Annotated in this window: 20 protein-coding genes; 14 read left to right on the forward strand and 6 right to left on the reverse strand. The window is 50.3% G+C overall.

Annotated elements, in window-relative coordinates:
- Window positions 1-11: 11 nt before the first annotated feature.
- The 14 genes from fliF to B9G79_RS02515 all read left to right on the forward strand — a co-directional run bounded on the left by fliF (window position 12) and on the right by B9G79_RS02515 (window position 16,660).
- The gene (fliF, locus tag B9G79_RS02450) at window positions 12-1,661 is read left to right on the forward strand and encodes a flagellar basal-body MS-ring/collar protein FliF (protein ID WP_088564142.1); all 1,650 of its coding nucleotides are present in this window, start codon (window positions 12-14) and stop codon (window positions 1,659-1,661) included.
- Window positions 1,661-2,695, forward strand: coding sequence for a flagellar motor switch protein FliG (gene fliG / locus B9G79_RS02455; RefSeq protein WP_011165739.1), 1,035 nt, complete (start codon window positions 1,661-1,663; stop codon window positions 2,693-2,695). The genes fliF and fliG overlap by 1 nt, the downstream gene beginning before the upstream one ends.
- The gene (locus B9G79_RS02460) at window positions 2,682-3,467 is read left to right on the forward strand and encodes a FliH/SctL family protein (RefSeq protein WP_088564143.1); all 786 of its coding nucleotides are present in this window, start codon (window positions 2,682-2,684) and stop codon (window positions 3,465-3,467) included. The genes fliG and B9G79_RS02460 overlap by 14 nt, the downstream gene beginning before the upstream one ends.
- Window positions 3,467-4,795, forward strand: coding sequence for a FliI/YscN family ATPase (locus B9G79_RS02465; protein WP_011165737.1), 1,329 nt, complete (start codon window positions 3,467-3,469; stop codon window positions 4,793-4,795). Before B9G79_RS02460 ends, B9G79_RS02465 begins: the two co-directional genes overlap by 1 nt.
- A 12-nt stretch (window positions 4,796-4,807) precedes the next feature.
- Window positions 4,808-5,257 (forward strand): flagellar export protein FliJ, encoded by a 450-nt coding sequence (gene fliJ, locus B9G79_RS02470; RefSeq protein ID WP_015092402.1) that lies wholly within the window; start codon window positions 4,808-4,810, stop codon window positions 5,255-5,257.
- 4 nt (window positions 5,258-5,261) lie between these two features.
- Window positions 5,262-6,065, forward strand: a complete 804-nt coding sequence (locus B9G79_RS02475) for a MotE family protein (protein ID WP_088564144.1) — start codon at window positions 5,262-5,264, stop codon at window positions 6,063-6,065.
- Between the two features lie 38 nt (window positions 6,066-6,103).
- Window positions 6,104-7,927 carry a flagellar hook-length control protein FliK gene (locus B9G79_RS02480; protein ID WP_232469024.1) on the forward strand — a complete coding sequence of 608 codons (1,824 nt, stop codon included), beginning with the start codon at window positions 6,104-6,106 and terminating at the stop codon, window positions 7,925-7,927.
- 67 nt (window positions 7,928-7,994) lie between these two features.
- Window positions 7,995-8,999: a flagellar hook assembly protein FlgD gene (locus B9G79_RS02485; protein ID WP_088564146.1), complete on the forward strand. Its 1,005-nt coding sequence runs from the start codon at window positions 7,995-7,997 to the stop codon at window positions 8,997-8,999.
- Complete coding sequence (locus B9G79_RS02490; RefSeq protein ID WP_088564147.1) at window positions 8,999-9,430, forward strand: TIGR02530 family flagellar biosynthesis protein; 432 nt, start codon at window positions 8,999-9,001, stop codon at window positions 9,428-9,430. Before B9G79_RS02485 ends, B9G79_RS02490 begins: the two co-directional genes overlap by 1 nt.
- Window positions 9,431-9,600: 170 nt before the next feature.
- Complete coding sequence (locus B9G79_RS02495) at window positions 9,601-10,884, forward strand: flagellar hook protein FlgE (RefSeq protein ID WP_088564148.1); 1,284 nt, start codon at window positions 9,601-9,603, stop codon at window positions 10,882-10,884.
- A gap of 251 nt (window positions 10,885-11,135) precedes the next feature.
- Window positions 11,136-11,810, forward strand: a complete 675-nt coding sequence (locus tag B9G79_RS02500; RefSeq protein WP_088564149.1) for a response regulator transcription factor — start codon at window positions 11,136-11,138, stop codon at window positions 11,808-11,810.
- Complete coding sequence (locus B9G79_RS02505) at window positions 11,791-13,203, forward strand: ATP-binding protein (RefSeq protein WP_232469026.1); 1,413 nt, start codon at window positions 11,791-11,793, stop codon at window positions 13,201-13,203. Before B9G79_RS02500 ends, B9G79_RS02505 begins: the two co-directional genes overlap by 20 nt.
- Before the next feature lie 231 nt (window positions 13,204-13,434).
- On the forward strand, window positions 13,435-15,459 hold the full coding sequence (locus tag B9G79_RS02510) for a hypothetical protein (protein ID WP_232469028.1): 2,025 nt from the start codon (window positions 13,435-13,437) through the stop codon (window positions 15,457-15,459).
- On the forward strand, window positions 15,443-16,660 hold the full coding sequence (locus tag B9G79_RS02515; protein ID WP_232469029.1) for a hypothetical protein: 1,218 nt from the start codon (window positions 15,443-15,445) through the stop codon (window positions 16,658-16,660). The genes B9G79_RS02510 and B9G79_RS02515 overlap by 17 nt, the downstream gene beginning before the upstream one ends.
- Here the strand turns inward: B9G79_RS02515 and B9G79_RS02520 are convergent.
- From B9G79_RS02520 to B9G79_RS02545, 6 genes are all read right to left on the reverse strand, one after another.
- On the reverse strand, window positions 16,652-19,822 hold the full coding sequence (locus B9G79_RS02520; protein WP_232469031.1) for a hypothetical protein: 3,171 nt from the start codon (window positions 19,820-19,822) through the stop codon (window positions 16,652-16,654). The genes B9G79_RS02515 and B9G79_RS02520 overlap by 9 nt on opposite strands.
- A gap of 223 nt (window positions 19,823-20,045) precedes the next feature.
- The gene (locus B9G79_RS02525; RefSeq protein WP_088564153.1) at window positions 20,046-20,759 is read right to left on the reverse strand and encodes an ABC transporter ATP-binding protein; all 714 of its coding nucleotides are present in this window, start codon (window positions 20,757-20,759) and stop codon (window positions 20,046-20,048) included.
- A complete protein-coding gene (locus B9G79_RS02530; RefSeq protein ID WP_232469033.1) occupies window positions 20,756-21,532 on the reverse strand; it encodes an ABC transporter ATP-binding protein in 777 nt (258 codons plus the stop codon). Before B9G79_RS02530 ends, B9G79_RS02525 begins: the two co-directional genes overlap by 4 nt.
- Entirely contained in the window at window positions 21,513-22,484 is a 972-nt protein-coding gene (locus B9G79_RS02535; RefSeq protein WP_088564155.1) for a branched-chain amino acid ABC transporter permease, read from the reverse strand. Before B9G79_RS02535 ends, B9G79_RS02530 begins: the two co-directional genes overlap by 20 nt.
- Window positions 22,484-23,386, reverse strand: a complete 903-nt coding sequence (locus B9G79_RS02540) for a branched-chain amino acid ABC transporter permease (protein WP_088564156.1) — start codon at window positions 23,384-23,386, stop codon at window positions 22,484-22,486. Before B9G79_RS02540 ends, B9G79_RS02535 begins: the two co-directional genes overlap by 1 nt.
- Before the next feature lie 8 nt (window positions 23,387-23,394).
- Window positions 23,395-24,516 carry an ABC transporter substrate-binding protein gene (locus B9G79_RS02545; RefSeq protein WP_088564157.1) on the reverse strand — a complete coding sequence of 374 codons (1,122 nt, stop codon included), beginning with the start codon at window positions 24,514-24,516 and terminating at the stop codon, window positions 23,395-23,397.
- Window positions 24,517-24,520 lie beyond the last annotated feature (4 nt).

The raw sequence follows: 24,520 nt of genomic DNA on the forward strand, positions 1-24,520 counted from the left end.
GAGGGGTTTCCTTGAATAAGATTTTTGGTGGATTGGTTGTCCAGTTTCGCGAGTTCTTCAAAAACCTGGGTCCGACCAAAAGACTTTCAGTAATTGCGGTTACTGTAATTGCGGCGGTGGCACTTTTCACGATGCTGTTTATGGCTTCAGGAAAAGACTATGTGCCATTGTTCACAAACATTCCGACGGAGCAGGTTTCCACAATCGTGGGAAAACTGAACGAAAAGAATGTGCCGTTCCAGTTGCGTGATGGCGGTAAAACAATCGCCATTCCAAAAGAACTGCTGCACTCAACCCAGATGACATTGATGTCCGAGATCGGTTCCCCAAAAATGGGTTCCATCGGTCTTGAGATCTTCGACAAGCAGGATTTCGGTATGAACTCCTACGCTCAGAAGATCAACTATCAGCGTGCCCTTCAGGGTGAGCTGATGCGTGCGATCAACACGCTGACCGCCGTAAAACAATCCAAAGTGATTCTGGCATTGCCAAATAAAAAGACTTTCCTTGAAGAGGGCGGTCAGGCGTCTGCGTCTGTCGTGGTGGAATTGCACCAGGGGAAAGAACTGGCTCCGGAGCAAGTGCGTGGTATCCGTTACCTGGTGGCGAACTCTGTTGAGGGTATGGACGCCGACAAAGTCACAGTTCTGGATGAGCGTGGTAAAGTTCTGACCCGCGTGGCGGACGGTACAACCGGTGGTTCCAATGAACTGCTGGATCTGAAAGCGAAAATTGAAGGCGACCTGGAAGACCGCATCGAGGACATCCTGTCCAAAGTGGTGGGTCATGCCAAGGTGGTGGCGAAAGTGGATGCCACTTTGAATCACCGTGTGATTTCTTCTGTGGAAGAATCCGTGGATCCGGATAAAACAGCGATCCGTTCCCAGCAGTCTGAAGAGGAATCTTTGGACGGCTCCCGTACCAATCCAGCCGGTGTGCCGGGCTCCCGTTCCAATCTGCCGGGTGCCGAGGACCAGGGGACTGTGGGCTTCCGTCAGGATGTTAAAAAAGAAATCAAGACAACCAACTATGACGTGCCAAAAACCGTGCGCAACATCCGTGAATCCGCCGGGAATCTGGAGCGCGTGAGTGTGGCGGTCGTTGTTGACGGTATGATGACCACAACCACCAAGGCCGACGGCACAACTGAAACAACCTGGAAACCGCGCTCTGCCGAAGAGCTGCGCAAGTACGAGGACCTGGTTAAAAACGCGATTGGTTTCAACACCGCCCGCGGTGACAGTGTTAAAATTGAAAATATCCAGTTCCAGCCGGAAGACTTCTCTGAAGCAGAAAAGATTCTGACGACGCTGGAAAGAAAAAAGCTGATCCACGCGTTGTTCAAGTGGGCATTGCTGGGCTTCAGCTTGGCGCTGTTCTTCTTCATCGTGGTTCGCCCGTTCATGCAGTGGATCACCGACAGCTTCCAGGATTCTGTTGAGGAAATGCTTCCTCGCACGATCGAAGAGCTGGAAGAGCTGCAGTCTGTGGATAACACCCTGCCGGGCATGTCCACCGCGTTGCCGGTCCTTCAGGAATCAATTGATCCTGAGAAGGCCGAATCTGAATTGCTGAAAGACCGTATCCTGTCATCAATGAGTCGTGACGAGGAAAAAGCAGCCAACGCCTTTGGTATGTGGCTGGTTAGGAAGGATGGCTAATGAAACTTCATAAGTCAGATAATATTGAGTATGAAAATCTCAAGGGCTTCGACAAGGCCGCAATCCTGATCAACTACCTTGGCAAGGACGCGGTGAAGGTTCTGCTTCGCCGTATGGACGACTCCGACATCCGCAAGCTTATTAACCAAATGAGCAAATTGCGCGTGGTGCCGGTTCATGTGACCAAACGTGTACTGGAAGAGTACTACGAAATGATCTCTGAGACGGAAGACTACATTTTCTCTGAAAATATCTCTGCCAAGGACACCATCGTGGACGCCCTTGGTGAGGAAAGAGCCCGTGGTATCCTGGGGGGCTTGAACATCACTTCCGGTGGTTCCCGTTCTTTGGAATCCCTGGAGATGGTCGACGCGAAATCTTTGGCGACCTTCCTGGTGAATGAGCACCCGCAGACCGTAGCCGTGATCCTGGCGCATCTTGAGCCCGAGAAAAAAGGCGAGGTTCTGAAACGTCTTCCTGAAGCCCTGCAGGCCGAAGTGGTTCTGCGTATGGCGAATCTGGAGCACGTCGATCCTGAATTGATTGCTGAAATTGACCGTGTATTGAAGAACCAGTTGTCCAATACGGCGACTGTCGAGCAGGCGGCCTTGGGTGGCGTACATCCGGTGGCGGAAATGCTCAACGTCATGGACAAGAACACGGAAACCGCGATCATGTCCCGCCTGGAGGAAAAAGATCCTCTGCTGGCGGAAGAGATCCGCAAGCTGATGTTCGTCTTCGACGACATCGTGAAAATCGACGACCGTGGTATCCAGTCCCTTCTCAAGGAAGTGGCGAACGAAAAACTTCTGCTGGCGCTCAAAACATCCAGCGAAGAGATTCGTACGAAGATCTTCAAGAACATCTCTGCCCGTGCGGCCGAGATGCTGCGTGAGGATCTGTCGAACATGGGTCCATCCCGTCTGTCCGACGTCGAGTCGGCTCAGCAGGAGATCGTGAACGTGGCACGCCGTCTGGAAGCCGAAGGAAAAATCCTGATCGCAAGAGGTGGTTCAGAAGATGCAATGGTCTAATCGCGCCTCCAAGTCCGTTCTGTCCAAGGAAGTGGCTGAAAAGACAGTTCTCGAGTTCGTTCCCATGCGTTTTGATCTGGGGACTCCCGAGCAGGCCATGAACTATCTGGCAGAAAAGAAAAAGGGCTCTGACTTCCGCATGAACGATGCCGTGCGTGTGCAAACGGGTATCGATCAGGTGGAAAAAGGCAACGACGAGGAAAAAGTCGAAGTCGCCGCTTTGGAAAAACTGAAAGAGATCCAGGAAGGCGCCTATCAGGAAGCCTATCGCCTGGGTCTGGAAGAGGGCCGTAAAGAAGCCTTCGAGCAGGTTTCTGCGGATATCGCCGAGCGTATGGCCGGTTTGGACACCCTGCTTTTGACTATCAAAGAACTTAAAAAAGAAATGTCCGGATTCAATGAGGCCCATCTGCTGAAGCTGATGTTCCAGATGGCCTCCCGTCTGGCCAAAACCGAGCTTCAGAGCAATAACGACGCGATGGTGGGAATTCTGCGCGACGCGGTTGGTTTGGCTCAGGACGAAGAAGAAATCACCGTTCACGTGTCCCAGGCTCAGTTCGACTTCCTGGAAGAACTGAAATCCGAAACCGGCCGTGAATTTGAATTCATCAAAAAAATCAAATTTGAACCCAACGCCGAAGTTGCTGATGGCGGCTGCATCGTTGAAACCAACTATGGTGAAGTCGATGCGCGCATTGAGCAGCGTGTGGAGCAGTTGTGGTCTGTTCTTTCTGAAAACATGCCCAAAGTTAAAGACAGGATTGCCGGTTAATGAGCGAATTTGAACTGAACCTGGATAAGTATTCTGACGTGATCCAGTCTGTCCATTTGACGAAGGACAGCGGTAAAGTCACGGAAGTGAACGGGATGCTTATTAAAGGGTATCTGCCCGGCGCAAGTGTTGGCAGTATCGTGTCCATCAATCCCAGTGGGATGGAAAAGTCCTTCCTGGCGGAAGTGGTGGGGTTCAAGGACAAGCATGTTCTGATGATGGCATTAAACGACATGAGAGGCGTGGCCCTGGGATCCAAAATCGTCCTGGCCCGTCAGATTGCCACCGTGCGTGCGGGTGAAGAGCTTTTGGGCCGTGTGGTGGATGGCCTGGGTCGTCCTTTGGATGACAAAGGCGAAGTCGAAAATTTCCGTGAAGTTCCTTTATACAGTGAAGTCCGCAACCCTCTGGATCGTCGTCCGATTCGTGAGCCTATTGACCTGGGGATTCGTGCCATCAATGGTGCATTAACCGCAGGGCTGGGCCAGCGTGTCGCTATTATGGCGGGTTCCGGTGTGGGTAAATCCGTATTGCTGGGCATGATGGCCCGGAATACGAATGCCGACGTCAACGTGATCGCCATGATCGGTGAACGTGGGCGTGAGGTGCGCGAATTTATCGAGCACGATCTGGGCCCGGAAGGGATGAAAAGATCGGTTGTTGTCTGTGTGACCAGTGACCAAAGCCCGCTGCTACGTATGCGTGGCGCCTATGTGGCGACGGCACTGGCTGAATACTTCTCCTCTCAGGGGAAGAATGTTTTGTTGATGATGGATTCGGTGACTCGTTTTGCGATGGCTCAAAGGGAGATCGGTCTGAGCACCGGTGAACCGCCATCCCAGAAGGGTTACACCCCGAGCGTCTTTGCCACCCTGCCTAAGCTCCTTGAGCGGGCCGGGTCCTTTGAAGGCGAAGGCAGTATCACTGGCTTCTATACGACGCTGGTCGAAGGGGATGACATGAATGATCCGATCGGGGATTCCGTGCGTTCCATCGTGGACGGGCACATCGTTCTAAGCCGTTCGTTGGCGCAGAAGGGTCACTTCCCGGCGATCGATATCATGCAAAGTGCCAGCCGGGTGATGCGGGCGGTGTCTTCGCCGGAGCACTCCAAACTGGCGCAAAAGCTGCGTGAAACCCTGGCGGTCTATAAAGACGCCGAGGATCTGATCAACATCGGAGCCTACAAACCTGGATCCAATCCCAAGATTGACCGGGCCGTGAAGGTGATTGATCAGGTGAACGACTTCCTTAAACAGAGAGTCGAGGACCCGACCAACTTCACGCAGACCGTGCGTCAGATGCAACAGATTCTTATCAACGCCTAGTAGAGGTGGATCATGAAATTCAAATTTCCACTTCAAAAGGTTCTTGAACACCGCAAGATCAAAGAAAATCTGGCACAAAAGGACTTTCAAGAGGCCGTGAACCTTTATCAAGAGGAACTGGAGCGTCTGAATCAGATGGGCAGCCAGGTTCAGAACGCCCATGCACAGGTGGGAGCGCTCAGTAATCAGGGCGGGGCCCAAGGTCCAGCTCTTTCTCAGATCCACGAGTTTCTTCAGGGCCAGCAAATCCGCATCCAGAGGCAAATGCAAAAAGTTCAGGAATTCGAGAAATTGGTCGAGGCCAAGAGAGAAATTTTGCGACAAGCCGCTCTGGAATATAAAATTATGGAGAAGATGCGTGAAAACAAGTTCGAAGAATATCGGGCTGAGCGTCTTTCCAATGACCAGAAGGAAATGGATGAACAGTCCATTCTGCGGTTTAAAGCTGTGAAGGAATCATAGGCAGATGAAAAGCGGATACGATCAGTTCTTCAAAAATGCACGTCAGGTTGCCGACCAGAACAACGGAGTGAAGTTTCAAAAAAGAAACGCGTCTCCGAAACTGCATCTGGATCTGGCGTCCGAAGACGTCGAACAGCAGATCCGCCGCCGAATGAAAATGTCTGCTCCAAAGAAGAAGAAAAAAGCCCCGGTACCATGGAAAATGATTGGCGTGTCCTTCATGGGTTTCATGGTGGCCATCTGGGGATTCCAGAATCACGAAGAAGTTGAAAACATCATCAAACGTGTCGAAGTTCAGATGACGGGTGAGGCGATTGCCCAGCCGTCAGCGGCTCCTGCAGAGCCGGCACCTGCCGAAGCGAAAGCGGAAGCTCCGGTGACCGCGGCGATGAGTGGTGCTGAAATCGATCACCTGCAAAAACTGAATGAAAGAAACAAAGAACTCGATGCGCGTGAAGAAGAGCTGAACCGCATGGAGACCGAACTTGCCACCCAGAAGGTGGAACTTGAAAAACGCCTGAAAGAGCTGGAAGAGATGCGCAGCAAGATCTCCGGCATCCTGGAAGACCGGGTCAAGGCGGACGACGAGAAAGTCGATACTTTGGTACAGATGTACACCAATATGAAGCCACCCCAGGCGGCCAAAGTCTTTGAGACGATGGACGAGGATTTGGCAATTGAAATACTTGGTCGTATGAAAAAGAAGAATGCTGCTGATATTATGAATTTGTTGAAGCCTGAAAAAGCTCAGATTTTGTCTGAGATGTTTGCGGGCTACAAGCGTCGTGCTCCTGCGAGCGCGAAATAATAAAGTAACGACAGTTTTTTCCAGGGAAGGAGGAAGGTTTGTTACAAAGTATCGTACCCCCCATGGTGGGTGCGACCGAGATGAAGTCACCACCTGACAGAGGGGTGGAGAAAGACTTCAAGGGAACCGGATCCGGCTCTTCTTTCGGCAAAGCTCTCGAGGAGAAAATAGCCTCGAAAGACCCGAAAGAAACGAAAGAGCCACCGCAGCGGGAACTGAAGGCGAAGAATGAAAAGCCTGAAAAGACCGAAGCGCAAAAAGGCAAGGAACCCGAGGTCAGCCAAAACGATGGGAAAGCAGAACGAAAGGGAACGGTTCGACAGCAAAAAATAAAAGAATTCATGGACTCCTTCGAGAGTGAATTCGAAATATCCCCCACGCGACTCGTGGAGGCGATGTCCCAGCTGGACGACACCCAACTAGTACAATCCCCGGAAGAGACGGCAGAAGCCGTGATCTCTCAATTGGGACTCAGTGATGAGGACGCAGACAAAGCGCAAGCGATGTATGCGGGCTTGCTGCTGCAGTTGAAGCAGACTCCTGCGCCTGCAAAGGCTCCGGAATTTGCGGTGGGTGCTGGCGTGGTGACTCAGGCCGGTGTGCAGCTGCGCGCTGAACAGGCGCAGGCCAAGCAGACCATGCTGGGTAATACCGTCGACCGTTTAAATCAGAAATTCTGGACAGACGCGCAGGCAAAACCTTTGCCTTCGGCAGCGTTGGGACAGCTTGATGCTGCAGCCCTGCAGAACATGGATCTGGATGAGGCATCTTTTGCGGATATTCCAAAACAGGAAATCCCGATGGATATGCCTCTGCCGGAAATGCCACAGCAGGCTCCAGGCAAGCTTCCTGAACTTCCTCCGCATCTGCAGGGGCAGATGAAGGACACCATGTCGCCGGCGTTGCTGGCGGCCTTGGCGGCAAAGAAAGCGACTGAAGCTCAGGCAGCCCAGGGAACTGGTGTTGCGGCTGAAGCGGCAGTTTCAGAGCAGGGCGCGGAACTGATGGCAGAGTTTACTCAGGCGGTTAAAACGCCGGAGGCTCCGAAGATTCCGACGGCTCAGGCTTTGAATCCGCTGGAGGTGCAGGCCAAGCTTTCCCAGGAATTCATGCGCAATGAATCCCAGGGTGGTAATCTGATGCAACAGGGCAATGACTTCATGAAAGGCATGAGCGCCGAAAAGGAGATGGGTGAAAAATCCACTCTGACATCCGGTGAATTCAAGCAGGGCCTTGAAGGGCTTCAGAATGTCCATGGCGCTCCGATCAAGGGTGAATCCCTGAAGATGGATGCGGCTTTGCCTCTGGCAGGGACGGCACCACAGGCACCGGTTGATGCCAAGGAAAACGAGGCGGCCGTGAAGCAGCTGATGAATCAGGCTCAGTACCTGATCAAACGCGGTGGCGGCGAAATGAAGGTTCAGATGACCCCGGAGGGCATGGGAACCATTCACCTGAAAGTCATGCTTCAGGACGGCAAAGTGAACATGCAGATGTCAGCAGATACTCAGGAGGCTAAAAAAGCCATCGAGTCCAGTCTAGCTGAACTGAAAACCAGTCTTGCTGCTCACAAACTGTCCATGGAGAATGTAAAGGTGGATGTGGTGAACACGACATCCGCGGATACGGCTACCCAAAACCAGACCAACATGAACGGCAATCAGCAAAGAGATCAGGCGCGCCAGTTCTGGAACCAGTTCAATGAGAACTTCGGATCCCAGGGCCGCAAGGAATCTTTCGCAGACATGCCTTCACTGAAAGGTTATGGCGGTCGTCGCGATCCACTTCAGCCAATCGAGACGCGCTCAGCGCCGACTCGCAAAGTTGAAGGCCGTGGTAGTGGACTGAATCTTGTAGCGTAACGGCTATGCCGGCAGAGCTGAAGCCCCGGCAGGGGCGTAAGCTGAAGCAGCTTTAAAAGGAGCAAAGATGACAATGGTGAACGCGAAACTTGGTGTGAATGCATTCGGAGCGACTCAGACAAAACCTGAGAACGCCGGGCCTTCCAACATGAGCGTGACAGACAGAGAAAAGCTGGGCGGTGAAAACGTCGGCGAAGTTCTGAACAAGATTGTCGATGCCAACTGGACAGATCCATCCAAAAAAGTTCGCACGGTCGGCAACCCGAGCTTGGACAAGGATGCTTTCTTCAAGCTGATGCTGACACAGATGAAAAATCAGGATCCGACGAATCCACTGAAGAGCCATGAGATGGCGGCACAGTTGGCAAGCTTCTCCTCTCTGGAGCAGATGCAGAACATGAACAAGTCACTTGAGGAAATGAAGAACGGTCAGAAGCCTTCAGAAAACTTCCAGGCGCTGAATCTGATCGGTAAAGCAGTTGCAGGTGATTCTTCGAAAGTGGTGCGCGGCACGAATGACAGAGAGCATGATTTCAAATTCACTCTGCCAATGGCTGCCAGCGAAGTGTCGGTGAAAGTTCGTGATGCCGAAGGAAACATCGTGCGCACGTACAATCTGAAATCACTGAAAGCGGGCGAAAACAAACTGACCTGGAATGGTGAAGACGAAAAAGCAATGAAGGCTCTGCCTGGTGAATACCAGTTCATCGCAGAAGCCAAAACTGCTGACGGTAAGAAGATGGGAATCAAAACAGACTTCGACGGAATGATCACCGGTGTGAGCTATTCCAATGAAGGCCCTGTGCTTCATGTGGGAAATCAGGCGATTCGTTTCTCTGACGTGAAGAAGATTACAGACCCACGTCTTATGACCACCGACCAGAAAGTAAATGATGTAACAAACCTAGACTTGAAGAAAGATGATGCTAAAGGACAAACTATGAAAGAGGGGAATGCAGAGTTACAAAACTCTTCCATGAATCCTGCTCCTGTAGCAAAATCTAACATCATGAACAATGTGGGCTTGTCCCGCGACATGATGGAAAAGATCGCCAAGGAGACAGCGAAGTAATGGTCGATTTAAAGAAGATACAAACTCTTGATCAACTCATCCCGCAGCAACCAGGGAAGGTAAAACAACCGGATCTGGCTGGGGGACCCTCCTTCAAGGAGACTCTGAATCAGGTCGGTGGTGTGAAGCCGCAGAACCTGGGACAGATGCAACCTCCTGGGCTTGCAAAAGCTGTTGAAGGGGTGAAGTTTTCGAATCACGCGATTGAGCGCATGAGAACACGGGGAATCAATTATTCACCGGAAGATGTCTCAAAAATCTCAGAAGCGGTTTCGAGAGCGGCGGCGAAAGGTTCCAAGGATTCATTGATTCTGATGAATGACTCGGCACTGATCGTCAGCGTGAAGAACAACACGGTTGTCACGGTGATGGACAAGAATGCGCTCAAAGAGAACGTGTTCACCAACATCGACTCAACAGTGGTGTTATAAGCGCGGAATCCTCCTTCGCTCATGAATGAGCTACGGCGGATAAATTGTGAAGCTGTCCTGAAGTGACAGATAGCAATGGATTGCACAATTTAATATTAGGGCTGGTCCTCGTAGAGGAGGCCCTCCAAACGGCGGAATTCGACTAATTCTGCCAACGACATGGAGGTCACATGGGTATTCTTTCTTCATTGTACACTGGTGTATCCGGTATGACAGCACAGGGCGAGGCTCTGGGTGTTATCGGGGACAATATCGCCAATGCGAACACTATCGGTTTCAAAGCAAGCCGTGCAGAGTTCCAGGACATCATCTCCAAAAATCTAAAAGGTATTGTTGGTGGTAACCAAATTGGCCGCGGTGTGAAGATCGGTGCCGTAAATCCAATCCTTTCCCAGGGTAACATCGACGCCACTGAAAAAGTGACGGACCTTGCGATCTCCGGTGATGGTTATTTCAAAGTTAAAGGCTCCGATGGTGAGTCTTACACTCGTGACGGTTCCTTCCACTTCGACCGTGAAGGTTACCTGGTAACAAACGACAATCAGCGCGTACAGGGCTTCTCCACAGACGAGAAGGGCAATATCGTCAACAAAATGACCGATATCAAATTCCCTCGCGCTCTGATCCCGGCTAAAGCTACAAAAGAACTGAAACTGGATCTGAACCTTGACTCCCGTATGGAGCCGACGAAGAAATTCGATGTTAACGATCCATACTCCACTTCTCATTACTCTACAGGCGTTGAGATGTACGACTCTCAGGGTAACAAACACCTTGTCAGCTTCTTCTTCAACAAAGTTAACGACCGTGAATGGGAATTCAAAGGTTTGGTTGACGGTAAAGAGATCACTGGCGGCGAAGAAGGCAAAATGTCTGAAGTGGCTGCTGGTAAATTGATGTTCACAGTTGACGGTAAACTGGATTCCCAGGAAACAACGTCCACGAACTTCAACTTCAAAGGCGGTGCTTTGCAGGACCAGCAGGTGAAGCTGAACTTCGGTGATGCTATCAAGGACGGCGGTAAAGGTTTGGACGGTACTAAGCAGTACGGTAAAAACTCGGACCTGATCTCCTGGCACCAGGATGGCGCGGCTGCAGGTACTATCACTGGCCTGTCCTTCAATGACGAAGGTACATTGACAGCGGTATACTCCAATGGTCAGGCCAATGACCTTGCCCAGATCGCTTTGGCGAAGTTCGAGAACCCGGAAGCTCTGTTCAAAGTCGGTAACAACCGTTTGAAAGAATCCAGAGACTCCGGTACTGCCTCCGTAGGTGCCCCAGGCGCTGCCGGCCGCGGTAAGTTGTTCGCGAAATCCCTGGAAAGATCCACAGTGGATCTGGCTACAGAGTTCGTAAACATGATCCAGAATCAGCGTGGTTTCCAGGCCAATGCCAAAACCATCACGACGACGGACGAGCTTCTGAACGAAGTTATTCAGTTGAAACGTTAATTCCCGCTAGTCTAAACCTACCATGACCATGTCGACAGGCTCCCTGACCAGGAGCCTGTTTTTTTTCGTTTGGCAATAGTGAATACCAAGTTGTTTAGTTTCATCTTTGCAATCTCACCTCTGTGACCGATTAAATCTATGTAATAATGGCTATTTAGGGCTCCAATATGAAATTTGCTACTTTTGTTTAGAAACAAATCTGCTATAAATTGCATATAGATTTTACGAACCAGTAACAAAGGTGACTCTCGATGAGATGCTTAGTAGTCGAAGATGATAACGAGATCGCAACAATAGTGAAACAGGGCCTGGGTGAACTTGAAGGTGAAGTCGATGTTGAATCCAATGGACGCCGCGCTTTTGAAAAAGCACAAACCAATCATTACGATATTATCGTTTTGGATTTGATGCTTCCTGAAATGGACGGTTACACTTTCGCAAAGTCTTTGCGCGAAAAAGAAATCAACACACCCATTCTAATCCTCAGCGCTCTGCGCGAACTGGATGACCGCCTGAAGGGTCTAAGTATGGGTGGTGATGACTACTTGACCAAACCTTTCGCAATGGCTGAACTTCAGATCCGTGTGAAGAACTTGTTGAAGCGCTCTCAGAAGGCATCCGAAGTGACTCAACTGGTATTCCAGGACCTGAAACTGAATCGTCTGAATCGTGATGTGGTTCGCGCCGGCAGAAAGCTGGACCTTCAGGAAAGAGAATTTGTTCTTCTTGACCTGTTCATGAGTAATCCAAATAAAATCATTGGTAAGCAGACGATCCTGAAGGAAGTCTGGAACTATGATTTTGACCCTCAAACGAACGTGGTGGACGTACTTGTATGCCGACTCAGAAACAAGCTGGAAAAAGATTTCCCTACACGCCTTATCTACACGGTTAGAGGCGTAGGATATGTCCTCAAGTCGTCTTAAACCGACACTCTTCCGAATCAGCACCAAGCTGACGCTTGCGTATTCTTTGGTGCTGATTCTAAGTTCCACAGTCATCTTTAGTTTCCTTTATTTTCAGATCAGTCACGGCCTGCAAGAACAAGAACGTGGCGTGCTTTCTTCCAAGCTGGAAGAATACCGCAATCGCATTGAGGTGCGGGGTCTGGGGGAATTCAATGACTACTTCCTTTATATTCCCAATTATGACCGCGACGCTGCGTTGCTGGTCAGTGTTTTCAGTCCCAAAGGTGAAATGACCTTCCATCACGAGCCGTTCCCAAGCTTCAAATTGAACATGGAAAAGCTCAAAGAAGAGATGAATCGTCATCGCGGTCAGATCTTTGAATTTGCCATGCGCGAAATGCACGGGGGCGACACGGTCATCATTCTGGGCTCGACCCTGAAAGATGGCAGCCGGCTGGTCGTGGGTAAAAGCACCGAAAGCCTGAGTCTGCAGCTGCGCAACTTGCAAAAGATATTCTGGTGGTTGCTCCTTCCCGTGGCTTTGATCGGCTTCCTGGGGGGCTTGTTCCTGTCCAACAGAACGCTCAGCCCGGTGCGGGAGTTGATCACCTCAATGAAAAAGATCGAAGGCGGTTCCCTGTCCACACGTGTTCCGATCGGGGGCAGTGATGACGAGCTGGAGGAACTTAAGGTTCTGTTCAATAAGATGCTCGATAAAATCGAAAATCTGGTGAATGGCCTGAAAGAGGCTTTTGATCACCTGGCGCACGATATTCGGACTCCGGTGACTCGTTTGCGCGGGCGCGCTGAGCTGGCTTTGACAAGCGAAGGGGATGTTGAGTCCTATCGTGAAGCTTTGCAGAGCTGTTTTGAAAACTCGGACAAGATCCTGAATTTCCTGCAAGTGCTGACGGATATTACTGAGGCTGAAAATCGCAGTAAGAAACTGAAGATCGAAAAGAAATTCATCAGTGACCTGGTGAAAGAGATCATGAGCCTTTATGAAATGGCCTTCGAGGAAAAAGACATTCGTGTGGTGCAAAAGCTCGACAACCATGACTGGGCCATGGTCGATGCGAAACTTATCAGTCGCGTGATTGCCAATCTTCTGGATAATGCGCACAAGTACACACCACCAGGCGGTGAAGTGACGATTGAAACCATCAATCAAACTGAAAACGTCATCATTCGCGTGACGGATTCGGGCCCGGGTATTTCAGCGGATGAGCACGGCATGGTCTGGCAGAAGCTTTATCGCAGTGACAAGAGCCGCTCTGAATACGGCATGGGTTTGGGATTGACGTTTGTAAAAGCGGTCGTCGAAGCGCATGACGGTAAAGTTTCTGTGCGCAGTCCGGTGAAAGACGGTCGTGGTACGGAGTTCGAAGTTCTTCTGCAGAAGATGTCGTGACCTAGGTCGCGGTGTCCAGAAGTTGGAAATGTTCTGGCCGGTCAAGATTGTGTCGGCCATAATGTATTCAACACCATGAAAAAAATTATTTTCGCAAGTCTTCTTGTCATCTCAGTACTGTTCTTTATTGTGGCGAAGCAATTTTTTTTCAAAGCCGAGGTGAGCAATGAGAGTCTCGGTGCCACGCTAGCTGAGATTCGTTCGGTTAAAAATGAGGCGCGCTATAAGCATGTGACGGGTGCCTTTTGGGCTGATGCGGCTCAATCTCAAAAGCTTTTTAATGGATCTGAAGTTTTCACGGGTGCTTCTTCCGAGGCACTGCTGGAGATGCGCAACAAAGACTTGCTGCATGTCCCGGCTGATACTCTTTTGCGAATATCCGAGGATATTAAAACTGGAGCTTTGGCCTTGAATCTTGACAAGGGAAGCGTTCAGGTTGAGGGCAAGGGGCAGGGGCAACCGCTGAGTTTGCGTGTCGGAAATTCAGATGTGAAGTTAAAATCTGAATCTCCATTTGGTGTTTATGCAAAGAAAGACCTGTCGGGAAATGTAACACTTTCGATGTCTTCAGGCACAGTGAGCCTTGAAAGTGGAGATCAGAAGAAGGCGCTTTCCGTTGGTGAGGCATTGCAGATTTCTGATCCTTCAGCAGCAAACAAAGGTGTTAAATCCGAGCAGCCTGGGGCGGCAACTGGAACCCAAGGCGCGGGTGGGGCCATGCCCGGCACGAGCTATGGAGGCAGTGGCGAAGTGAATGTTGCGGCTGAGTCTTCGCCGGCAACAGCGTCCGCGTTGCAGATGACAGCTTTGCCAAGGGAAAATCTGATTTTGCTGGAGCCTGAAAGCAAGAGAGTTTTTTATGGAGACGGTCTTGATTTCTTCAAGTGGAAATCAACGGATGATAAAAAGGTAAAGTTGCAGATCAGTCGTAGTGCAGACTTTTTGACGGAAACACGCACTGAAGATGTTTCCGGCAAGGCGGAAGCAGTAATTCCCAAAAGCATGAATGCAGGGGAATACTTCTGGCGTTTGGTTGATGAATCAACGGATGTACCGAATTTTTCCGAATCAAGAACTTTCACGATCGAGAATCTGGGTGGGGTCGCGCTTGGTCCGCCGGTTCTGAAATTGAAAGAGCGGGGCAAGTGGACACTGACTGTGCCCGTGCAGGGATCGAAGCCGGGTGAGGACTATCACCTTCAGGTGGGCAAGAGCAAGGGCTTCAATGAAATTTATGATGAGTACGAGGGTACGGAGCCACTCAGAAGTTTTATTGATACCTCGGGAGAGTACAATATTCGGGTAAGACGATACTTCGGTAACATGAAGTATTCTGAATGGTCCGATGCTGCCAAGGTCATTGTTCGCCCTCCGTTGTCGGCGCCGTTTCTTTCAAAATCAGATGAAAAGATCAACTCTTCAGGTTTATCAGAGATGACATTGACCTGGAATGCCGTGCCCAATGCTGTGGATTATGTGGTGCAAATGGCTGATGGTCCCAAATTCAGTAATGTACTGAAGAACGTCATTGTTGAAAAAGGACCTTACGTATTCAAGCATAACGAATCGGTCCCGGGGTATTTGCGTTTGTTGGCTCGTTCGGCGGATGGTGAATATTCCCCGTCTTCGGATGTCTATCGAATTAAAGGTGTTATCAGGGGGCCCGCATTTGACAAGAAGGAAGTGCTGCCGCCAGAAATGGGAAAAGCGGGGGCCACGCCTCAGTTCCATTTGTTATGGGCGCATCGAAGCTCAGCGAAAGGATATCGGATAGAACTTAGCCGGGATGCCAAACTTGCGGGTGCGCAGGTTTTGGAGACTGATCATATTGAATTCCTGCATCCGGTAAATGAAGAGGGATGGTACTACTTCCGGGTTTCGCCGATTGTTGATGAAAGCAGATACTTCAGTGTGCCGACTCCGATTCTGGCGGTGTCCTATGGCAAACCAGGGCCGTTGATTACGCCAACAATTTCCTCTCCGAAAAAGAGTGAGGTATTCCTGATCCCCCGAGGTGTACCTGTTTCCATTAAATTCAGATGGTCAGAGTCCCCGGAAAATGAATGGTACGTTCTGGAAATGTCGCAGAATCCTGATTTTTCCGGCAGTACAGTGCTGAAAGTTACGGGACAGGAATACATCTTAAAGAAGGCAATCAAAAACGGTCAATGGTACTTCCGAGTCAAGGGCCGCAATAAATACCAGGAATCAGCCTGGAGTGACACTGGAGTGTTTTACTTTGGCGTTTCTCAATAGGGTTCTTCTGATATTTTTCCTTTGTATTTCTGTGGTTGCGCCCGCATTGGCGCAGCAGACGCTGAACAAGTCGCCTGTCAGTGTGGTTCCTTTTGCATCATTGCAAAAGAATATTCATCCCTATCAGACAGATTGCCGGAATATTCTGCGCGAACCAAAAGTGGAATGGGATCAGTTTGAGATTGTGAAGTTTCCAGAGCAGAATACCCTGCAGTTGAAGATATCCGGAGAACTGAAAGAAGATCTGGATATCCGTTTCTGGAGCCGGCAGATTTTACTTTACGACAAAGAAAAGAAGCCGCTGAAGTCAGTGGTGTTGCCTCTGGTGAATCTGCCTTTGAAAACAGAGACCGGAAAGTTTTTGATCTCATTGAACATTCCGGAAAATGCCAATTTTATCACGGTGCCTCTGGAGCTATTTGGTTCAGACAGTTTCAGATACATGTTTTATGTGCGCGGAGTGAACCGGGAGATGACGGTTCTGGCCAGACCGGTGCTTGATAAAGTGGGCGGTGGTTTTTGTGCACGGGATATTATGTGGGTGGGTGCCGGTTTGATGGGGGCCGCACAAAAGCAGGATACCAGCCCTATTATTACCACCCTGGATTTGCAGTCATTCACGTTTGACACCCTGTCTTTTGCGCGTCGGTGGAACTGGCGAATAGACCGAACGATCAGAACCAGTGCTTATACCAGCTCTTTCCAGTTTAATGACTTCCTCGATGTCTCCGGAAGTGAGCGCTTATTTGATATCAAGGGTGAGGTTGCCTTCACCGATCGCAACTGGGGATACCGCAATGCCCTGTTTAAGGTGCAGTATGGTTATCTTGCAGGAGCTGATTTTGAAAAGCGTCCTTTTGCCTACATAGCCAGTGCAAGCTCGGGAGGGATCAGCTCCGGGCAGCACATCAGCGGGACTGTGGGGGGATTTGCAGAATTCTTTTCGCATAATAAACTCTGGTACACGGATGTTTCCCTGAGGCTGCATCCCTTCTATTTTGGTTTGGACCATACCTACAGCGGAATAGGTCTTTCCGGAGAGCTGGGGGTTGCACATCCCTTGAGTTATGAAAGAAGTATCGGCGTATACACCTATGGAACCATGTTTCAGGGTAAGCATTCAGGCAAGGATGCAAAAGACAATTCCGATGTCTTTATCTTTGAAACACATCTTGAATTCAGATATGGCTGGCTATTTTAGAACGCCCAGCGGGGTGGTTCTGATAAATGCGTCATGCCCTTCCCCAAGGATTCCGGTGCCCCAGCACTTCAAATCACCCAGTGAAGTGATGGAACACGCGTGAACCGTACCGCTGCCGGTTGGATTCATGCCAAGGCTGACTGTGGAAGCAATTCCATAACCTAGTGCAAAGGCATTGGTGGGGGAGGTGTGGAACTGGCTGGCGTATGAAATCAATCCGGAATTGTCGATGCCCCAGCACTTCACACCACCGATAGCCATTGTTGCGCATCCCTGGAAAACGGCCAGATGGATGCTGGTGGCACCGGCAAGCTCGGGTACTGCCGTTGGCGTTGTGGTTTTGACGTTGTCTGCAACACCCGTCAATGGGATTGATGCATTCACTGAACGCAGTCCCCAGCATTTGACTTCCTGATTCAGCAGATAGCAAGCACCTTCATATCCAACAGAAAGCTTGATTGTACCTGTTGTGGATATTGTATCAATCAAGGTCGGAGTCCATTGATTTCCAATGGCAGCACCCACCACGCCATTTGTATTCGTGCCCCAGCAATAGATTTCCTTGGTGGATTCATCCTTCTTTTTAACAGCACATGTGTTTTGAATATAAGTTGCAATGCTTTCCACACCGCTGGTCAATGCCGAAACGGCGATAGGATAGGAGGTTGCTGTTGAAGTGTTTGAGTGTCCTGCTTCTCCGGTGGTGTTGTTGCCCCAACAAAGGACTCCACCTGCAGAATTGACGGCACATGTGTGGTAGTATCCCGCTGAAATGTCTTTTATCCCAGTGGGAAGACCGGCTGTTGCATTAGGATAGGTTTGCGGAATTTTATAGGGCGTAAGCACGCGCTCGGCAGAGGGGGTTCCAGCAGTGGCATTGTTGCCGATCTGACCTGCCATATTACTGCCCCAGCAATAGACATCTCCTGCAGAGGTCAGAGCACAGAAGTGTTTGTGCATGCCACTGACCTTTGTGACATTTGAAATTGGCAGGGTGTAAGAGGGGCGAACCAGATTATTGCGGGTGCCAGTACCAAGCTGACCGTCATCATTTGATCCCCAGCAGCTGACAGTTTTGTTGGTGCGAAGAGCACAGGTTGAAAACAAACCAGTCGCAAGCTGTTGATAGGTGTCGGTGAAGTTTCCGACAGTAAGGGCCACGGATCTGTAGAAGTCAGCAACTTGGCCATTTCCCAGTTCGCCATAGCGATTGAACCCCCAGCATTTGACCTGGGTTGAAAGTGTGACCGCGCAGCTGGAGGTTTCCCCCAGATGGAAGTCAGTAATTGTTTCGCCAAAGGCATTGAATAAAACAGGTGTTGACGACTCTGTGAATTCATATTGATTGGTTGAGGATGGTATTCCGGCGCCCCAGCAATATAAAAGGCCGTTTTCACCCAGGGCGCAGGAGCTGTCTGTGCCGACTTTCACCTTCAGGGCTTTTACGGGCAGGGTGACTTTATTAGCCGCGTCCCAGGCGACACTGGTGGATGCGGTGCCTCTGCGGGATCTATAGTTGCTGCCCCAGCAATAGACGTCTCCGGATTCAGTGACACCACAGCCATGTCGGACATCCGCCAACGGACTGCCGCTGGCCGAGATGGATTGAATGTCATTGGGAATTCCGGTCACAGTTGCAGGAACATGAGTGGAATTTACTCCGTCAAGCAGGCCCCAGCATTTGACCGTACGGGTTCCGGTGACTTCGTCAATTGCACAGGCAACTTTGTTGCCCGCTGTAACGTCAATGGCCTTTGTGATGCTGCTGAATAGAGTGGGTGAAGAATAGTTCGTGGTTGTTTTATTCTGCCCGATGGTGGATTCGGAGTTATCGCCCCAGCAGTAAACTTGGTCATTGGAGTCAATCATGCAGGTGAATTCCACACCTACGGTGATTTTTTTGATATTGCTATAGCCGGACAGCTTTATTGGTACAGCGCTGCTGGTGGTACTTCCGTCACCCAGTTGGCGAGAGTCATTTCGTCCGAAGCAGTAAGCATCTCCTGAAGTGTTGATATAGCAGTTGTGGGTGCCATATCCGGTTGCCACATCACGAATATTTTCAGCCCCGGCGACTTCTCGAGGATAAGACACTCCGGATGTATGTCCGTTGCGGTGGCTGTAGCCACCCCAGCAGTCCATTTTTCCATCCAGCCTTTGAGCACACATATGTCCCGCAGCTGCACCAAATAAAGATTTATAACCTGTTCCATTTGTAGCTGGTACCGCGGCCTGAGTGTTGGTGAGAGTAACGGTGCTTTCACTGGTTCCCACAGCTGCGTTGGTGGCACTGGTGATCTGCATGCCAAAGGATTTGTTGGTTGCTGGAGTCATCCTTGTGAAAATTGAATAGTAGGTTTTCTTGCTGACTTCGCCTGCCGTCAAAGTGACTTCAGTCGGGACGATGTCCGGGAAAAGGTAGTCAATGCCCGCAAGAGCAGATCCGGAACTTGATTTCACCAGCACTGTGGTGGAAACGGGGCTGGCGCGCGAAAGCAGAATCGACACGTATCCCATGGTTTGTTCCTGATTGAAAAGCGGGGCATTAATGGTAACCACGGGACCGGCGATAAAGCTGGGGGACGATTTTTCTGAACTGACATTGCCGACTTTGTCGGTCGCGCGAACAATATAGTAGTATGAATCGGCTTCAGAGTCTGGCAGGTTCAGATTGTCAAAGTAGAGGGCGTCCTTTGGCTTCTCGGTCCAGTCCTTGATTATCGTGTTTCCGGTGGTTTTTACCAGTTTGATCTCAAGCTTATCAACACCGGACAAGGCGTCTGTAACAACTGGAACATTCAAGCGCGGAGAGGCTGTCAGCAAAGATCTGTTTGAAACCAACGTTTGAGTGTCAGACACAACGGGGCTTGTTTTATCCAAAATGATTTTGGATTTGGTGCATTCACTGAAGAAGCCTTCTTTATTGCGAGCCCTCACGGCAATGGTGTATTCGCCTTCCATGTTGGGAAGGGTGACTGTTTTTTCAGTGGTGTCTGATTCCCAGTTTTCTGAGCAATTGCTTCCCACTGCAAAGCTGGTCTCTGCAATTTCACTGGACGATGCAACCTTGACCGCAACGTTATTTAGGCCAGTGTACGGATTCTCGTTGTTTACCTTTACGGAAATTTGCGGAGTGTTTTCGCTGGAAAAAACAAGCGACAACGCGTTCTTGGTATTACAAGAGCACAAAAAAAGAATTATGAATGATAGTCCAAGACATGCTCTGAGCATGGAGTACTATTCGGATATTTTTCAGAGATTATAAAGGTTTAATGGGATCCACTCTCAAATTGAGACGCATTGAGAGTGAAAAAATCTCAGGGCGAAATATCAGACTAAGCCTTAGTCCAGAAACAGGAAAGTGCTGGGGCCATTCAGAGGGCTTTTAAACTCCCAGATAGCTTTTACGGACTTCGTCGTTGTTCAGAAGACTCTGGGCAGAGTCCTGCATCACAATGCGACCGCACTCTAGCACATAGGCACGATGGGAAATCTTCAGCGCCATGCGCGCATTTTGTTCAACCAGAAGGACGGTCATGCCCTCTTCCTGATTCAGCTTTTTTACGATTTCAAAAATCTGCGCCACAATCAGCGGAGCCAGCCCCAAAGACGGCTCATCCAAAAGCAGCAAACGGGGTTTTGCCATCAGTGCGCGGCTGATAGCCAGCATCTGCTGCTCACCACCGGAAAGAGTTCCGGCCATCTGGGAAATACGCTCTTTCATTCGTGGGAACAGAGTCAGGCACATTTCCAGGTCTTGTTTGATTTTAGCTTTGTCTGAACGGGAATAAGCTCCCATCTCCAGGTTTTCACGCACACTCATTTGCGGGAAGACACCACGGCCTTCCGGAGATTGAGCAATGCCCAGGCCCACGCGCTTGAAGGTGGAAACTTTATTCAAGTCCTCACCGCGAAACCGGATATTGCCCTGGCTGGAAACAATACCTGAAATCGCACGCAGGGTGGTGGTTTTGCCTGCACCGTTGGCGCCGATCAGGGACACCACTTCACCTTCATTGACGGTGAAGTTGATGCCTTTTAAAGCGTGAATAGAACCGTAATAGACATCCAGATTTTCAACGGTCAACAGGGGATTCATTCAGCCTCCTCAACGCCCAGATAGGCTTCGATCACTCGTTGGGAGCTTTGCACTTTTTGCGGGGCCCCTTCTTCAATCTTCACACCATGATCCAGAACAATGATGTTTTCACAAATACCCATCACCAGTTTCATGTCGTGCTCAATCAAAAGCACGGTCAGTTTGAAATCCTCGCGAATTTTCGCAATGGTTTCCATCAGATGGTGGGTTTCGGAATGGTTCATGCCGGCAGCGGGCTCATCCAAAAGAATGATCTTTGGATCCGTCGCCAGAGCGCGCACGATTTCAAGCTTGCGCTGTTCACCGTACGGCAGGGATGTGGCTGGTTTGTGGGCTTTGTCGTGCAGTTTGAAAATCTTTAGCAGATCGATGGCCTTTTCCTGCAGACGTTGTTCGTCCACACGGAAAGAATCGGTCTGAAACAGGGTATCGAACAAACCATAGCGAACATGCTGGTGCCCCGCAATCAGAACGTTATCCAGAACCGTGAGGTTTTTAAACAGGCGGATGTTCTGGAATGTGCGCGTGACTCCGCGGTGGGAAATTTCATACGGGGCCAGGCCCTTCAGGCTTTGACCTTCCATGGTGACTTCGCCGGAAGTGGGCTGATAAACCCCGGTCAGCATATTAAACACCGTGGTTTTGCCAGCACCGTTGGGGCCGATCAGTCCCGCCAACTGGCCTTTTTTGATTTGGAATTCCAAAGAGTCAACGGCCTTCAATCCGCCAAACTGCATGGTGATCTTGCGGGCCTCAAGCAGAACGTCGGACATATTTTCTCCAAACATCGCTGAATTCCATGTCCCCGAACAAACCCTTTGGTCGAAGGATCATCATAAGAATCAAAGCCAGGGAATAAATCACCATGCGCAGATCCACACCGGTCAGCTCCTGCAGCGGGCGCAGGGCTTCTGGCAAAACCGTGATGATGATCGCTGCCACGATGGACCCGGTCATGGAGCCCATGCCACCCAGAACAACCATGATCACCGCATTCACACTTTGCAGGAAGGTGAAAGAGGACGGATTGATGAAATTAGTAAAGTGTGCAAACAATGCCCCCGCCACACCGGCAAAGAAGCTGGAAAGCACAAAGGCTTTCACTTTCATGCGGGTGGTGTTGATACCCATGGCTTCGGCAGCGATTTCGTCCTCACGAACGCTCAGGAATCCGCGACCGTGACTGGAATGCATGACTCTCCAGATAGTGAAGAAGCAAATCACCAGCCAAACGGAAGCAAACATAAAGGCAAATGGAAACGAGCCGACACTGGGAATTCCTGAAAGACCGCGCGGTCCCCCCAGGAAGTCCATGTTCAACAGCGCCACGCGAATGATCTCGCCAAAACCCAGGGTCACGATGGCCAGGTAGTCACCCTTTAAACGCAAAGAAGGCAGACCCACCAAGAAGCCCGCAGCCGCGGCGGCAAGGCCTGCGCCGATCACAAAAACAAAAGACTGAACAAGTTGCAGGGACTCAGGCAAAAAGCCCCATTTGGTGGAGGCGTAAGCCGAGAAATACGCGCCAATCGCCATAAAGCCCGCGTGTCCCAAAGAAAACTGGCCGGTGTAACCGTTTACCAGATTCAAGCTCATGGAAAGCAGACAGTTGACGGTCGCAAAAAGCAGAATCAGTTTGATATAGGCATTGACGCCAAAATCCAATCCGATTCCCAGAACAGCAAGGCATATCAGGGCCAGTGCCGGGTTTTTTAAGGCTTTCATCAGACCTTCTCCACAGAGTATTTACCCAGCAGACCTGCCGGCTTAAAGATCAAAATCACAATCAGAATTCCGAAAGCCAAAGCATCACGATAGGTGCTGGACAGATAAGCCACGACCATTTCTTCGGAAAGACCCATGATCATCGCGCCCAGAACCGCACCGCCGACGTTGCCGATGCCACCCAGAACTGCGGCGACAAAAGCCTTCATTCCGATCATCATGCCCATCAAGGGATCAATTTTAGGATACTTCATGCCGACCAGCACGCTGCCGATACCAGCCAAAGAAGAGCCGACGATAAATGTGAAAGCGATGATGCGGTCCGGGTTCACTCCCATCAGGCTGGCCACCATCGGGTTGGCGCTCACGGCCCGCATCGCGCGGCCGATTTTGGTTTTGAACAGCAGGAACTGAAGTCCCAGCATGGCGACAATCCCCACGCCCAGAACGGTCACATCAAAAGAGCGGATTTCAACGATACCGATAGAGAGGATCACAAAGTCTTTCATGACTTCAGGAAAAACTTTGGGATCGGCTCCAAAAACCACCTGACCGGAATATTGCAAAAACAAACTGACACCGATGGCGGTGATCAGGACATTCAGTTTTGGAGAATTTCTTAAAGGACGATAAGCCAGACGTTCAATCACCAGCCCCAGAAGGCTGCAGCAGATCATCGTGATTACAATCAAAGTCAGAAGAGTGCTGAAACCGGGGTTGTTTTCAATTCCCAGCCAGCGGGCGAAATAGTAGGCGGCAAAGGCGCCCACCATATAGACATCCGAGTGGGCGAAGTTGATCATTTTCAGGATTCCGTACACCATCGTGTAGCCCAGGGCGATCAATGCATAGATGGATCCAAGGCTCACTCCGTTGATCAAATGCTGTACGAAATCCTGCATGCACGTCCTTATGGGTTGATGGTCGTCACAAACTTGCGGTTGTTGCCGTCCACCTGGATGACCACCGCGCTTTTCACAGCGTCACGGTTTTCATTCAGGCTGATTTTCCCGGTCACACCAGGGAAATCTTTTGTCTTGGATAGTTCATCACGAATGGCTTTGCCTGACAAGTCTGGCGCGCGTTCAATCGCTGCCACCAGGATTTTCGCAGCATCGTAACCCAAGGCTGCCAAAGCATCCGGAGTTTCATTGTACTTGGCTTTGAACTTTTTGATGAACTCAGTCACCGCAGGATCCGTGGATTCAGTGGTGTAGTGGTTGGAATAGTAGTTACCGTTGATGGCTTCTTTGCCGATCTCGTACAATTTGTCAGAATCCCATCCGTCGCCACCCATCAAAGGCACTTTCACGCCCAATTGGCGGGCTTGCTGGGCAATCAGACCCACTTCAGTGTAATAACCCGGAACATAGATCGCTTCCGGATTTTTAGAGCGGATTTGAGTCAGCTGGGCTTTGAAGTCAATGTCACCGGCCTGATAGCTCAGGTCCGCAACGATCTCGCCGCCGCCTTTTTTGAATTCCGCAGCGAACACGTCCGCCAGACCCACGCTGTAGTCGTTTTTCACGTCACGCAGGATTGCGGCTTTTTTGATCTTCAGGTTTTCTTTCGCGAACTTTGCCATCACCATGCCCTGGAATGGGTCGATGAAGCAGACGCGGAAGACATAATCACCGGCTTTGGTTACATCCGGATTCGTGGAAGCCGGAGAGACAAAAGGAACTTTGTTGGACTGGGCAATCGGAGCCGCCGCTTTGGATCTGCCGCTGGCAACGCCACCGATGATCGCTACGACATTGTTTTGAGTGATCAAGCGGGTCACGGCAGAAGCCGCTTCTTCGTTTTTACCCTGATCGTCCAAAGTCACCAGGCTGATTTTTTTGCCTTTGACTCCGCCTGCGGCGTTGATTTCATCCAATGCCAGGCGCACACCTTTGTTGGAGCTTAGGCCAAACGTGGCATCGCTTCCAGTCAGGGAATCGTATTCACCGATAACAATTTCATTTTCTTTTTTGGTGCAGCCGCTGACTAGTGGCAGAACCAAAATCAGAGCCAAGAGGAGTTTTTTCATGTGG

This window comes from Bdellovibrio bacteriovorus (assembly GCF_002208115.1).
In the GTDB taxonomy this organism is placed as follows: Bacteria; Bdellovibrionota; Bdellovibrionia; order Bdellovibrionales; family Bdellovibrionaceae; genus Bdellovibrio; species Bdellovibrio bacteriovorus_C.

Excerpts from the sequence above, each read along its gene's own strand:
- fliG (WP_011165739.1), top strand. The coding sequence starts at position 1,661 with ATGAAACTTCATAAGTCAGATAATATTGAGTATGAAAATCTCAAGGGC.
- B9G79_RS02460 (WP_088564143.1), top strand. The coding sequence starts at position 2,682 with ATGCAATGGTCTAATCGCGCCTCCAAGTCCGTTCTGTCCAAGGAAGTG.
- B9G79_RS02465 (WP_011165737.1), top strand. The coding sequence starts at position 3,467 with ATGAGCGAATTTGAACTGAACCTGGATAAGTATTCTGACGTGATCCAG.
- fliJ (WP_015092402.1), top strand. The coding sequence starts at position 4,808 with ATGAAATTCAAATTTCCACTTCAAAAGGTTCTTGAACACCGCAAGATC.
- B9G79_RS02475 (WP_088564144.1), top strand. The coding sequence starts at position 5,262 with ATGAAAAGCGGATACGATCAGTTCTTCAAAAATGCACGTCAGGTTGCC.
- B9G79_RS02485 (WP_088564146.1), top strand. The coding sequence starts at position 7,995 with ATGACAATGGTGAACGCGAAACTTGGTGTGAATGCATTCGGAGCGACT.
- B9G79_RS02490 (WP_088564147.1), top strand. The coding sequence starts at position 8,999 with ATGGTCGATTTAAAGAAGATACAAACTCTTGATCAACTCATCCCGCAG.
- B9G79_RS02495 (WP_088564148.1), top strand. The coding sequence starts at position 9,601 with ATGGGTATTCTTTCTTCATTGTACACTGGTGTATCCGGTATGACAGCA.
- B9G79_RS02500 (WP_088564149.1), top strand. The coding sequence starts at position 11,136 with ATGAGATGCTTAGTAGTCGAAGATGATAACGAGATCGCAACAATAGTG.
- B9G79_RS02505 (WP_232469026.1), top strand. The coding sequence starts at position 11,791 with ATGTCCTCAAGTCGTCTTAAACCGACACTCTTCCGAATCAGCACCAAG.
- B9G79_RS02525 (WP_088564153.1), bottom strand. The coding sequence starts at position 20,759 with ATGAATCCCCTGTTGACCGTTGAAAATCTGGATGTCTATTACGGTTCT.
- B9G79_RS02530 (WP_232469033.1), bottom strand. The coding sequence starts at position 21,532 with ATGTCCGACGTTCTGCTTGAGGCCCGCAAGATCACCATGCAGTTTGGC.
- B9G79_RS02535 (WP_088564155.1), bottom strand. The coding sequence starts at position 22,484 with ATGAAAGCCTTAAAAAACCCGGCACTGGCCCTGATATGCCTTGCTGTT.
- B9G79_RS02540 (WP_088564156.1), bottom strand. The coding sequence starts at position 23,386 with ATGCAGGATTTCGTACAGCATTTGATCAACGGAGTGAGCCTTGGATCC.
- B9G79_RS02545 (WP_088564157.1), bottom strand. The coding sequence starts at position 24,516 with ATGAAAAAACTCCTCTTGGCTCTGATTTTGGTTCTGCCACTAGTCAGC.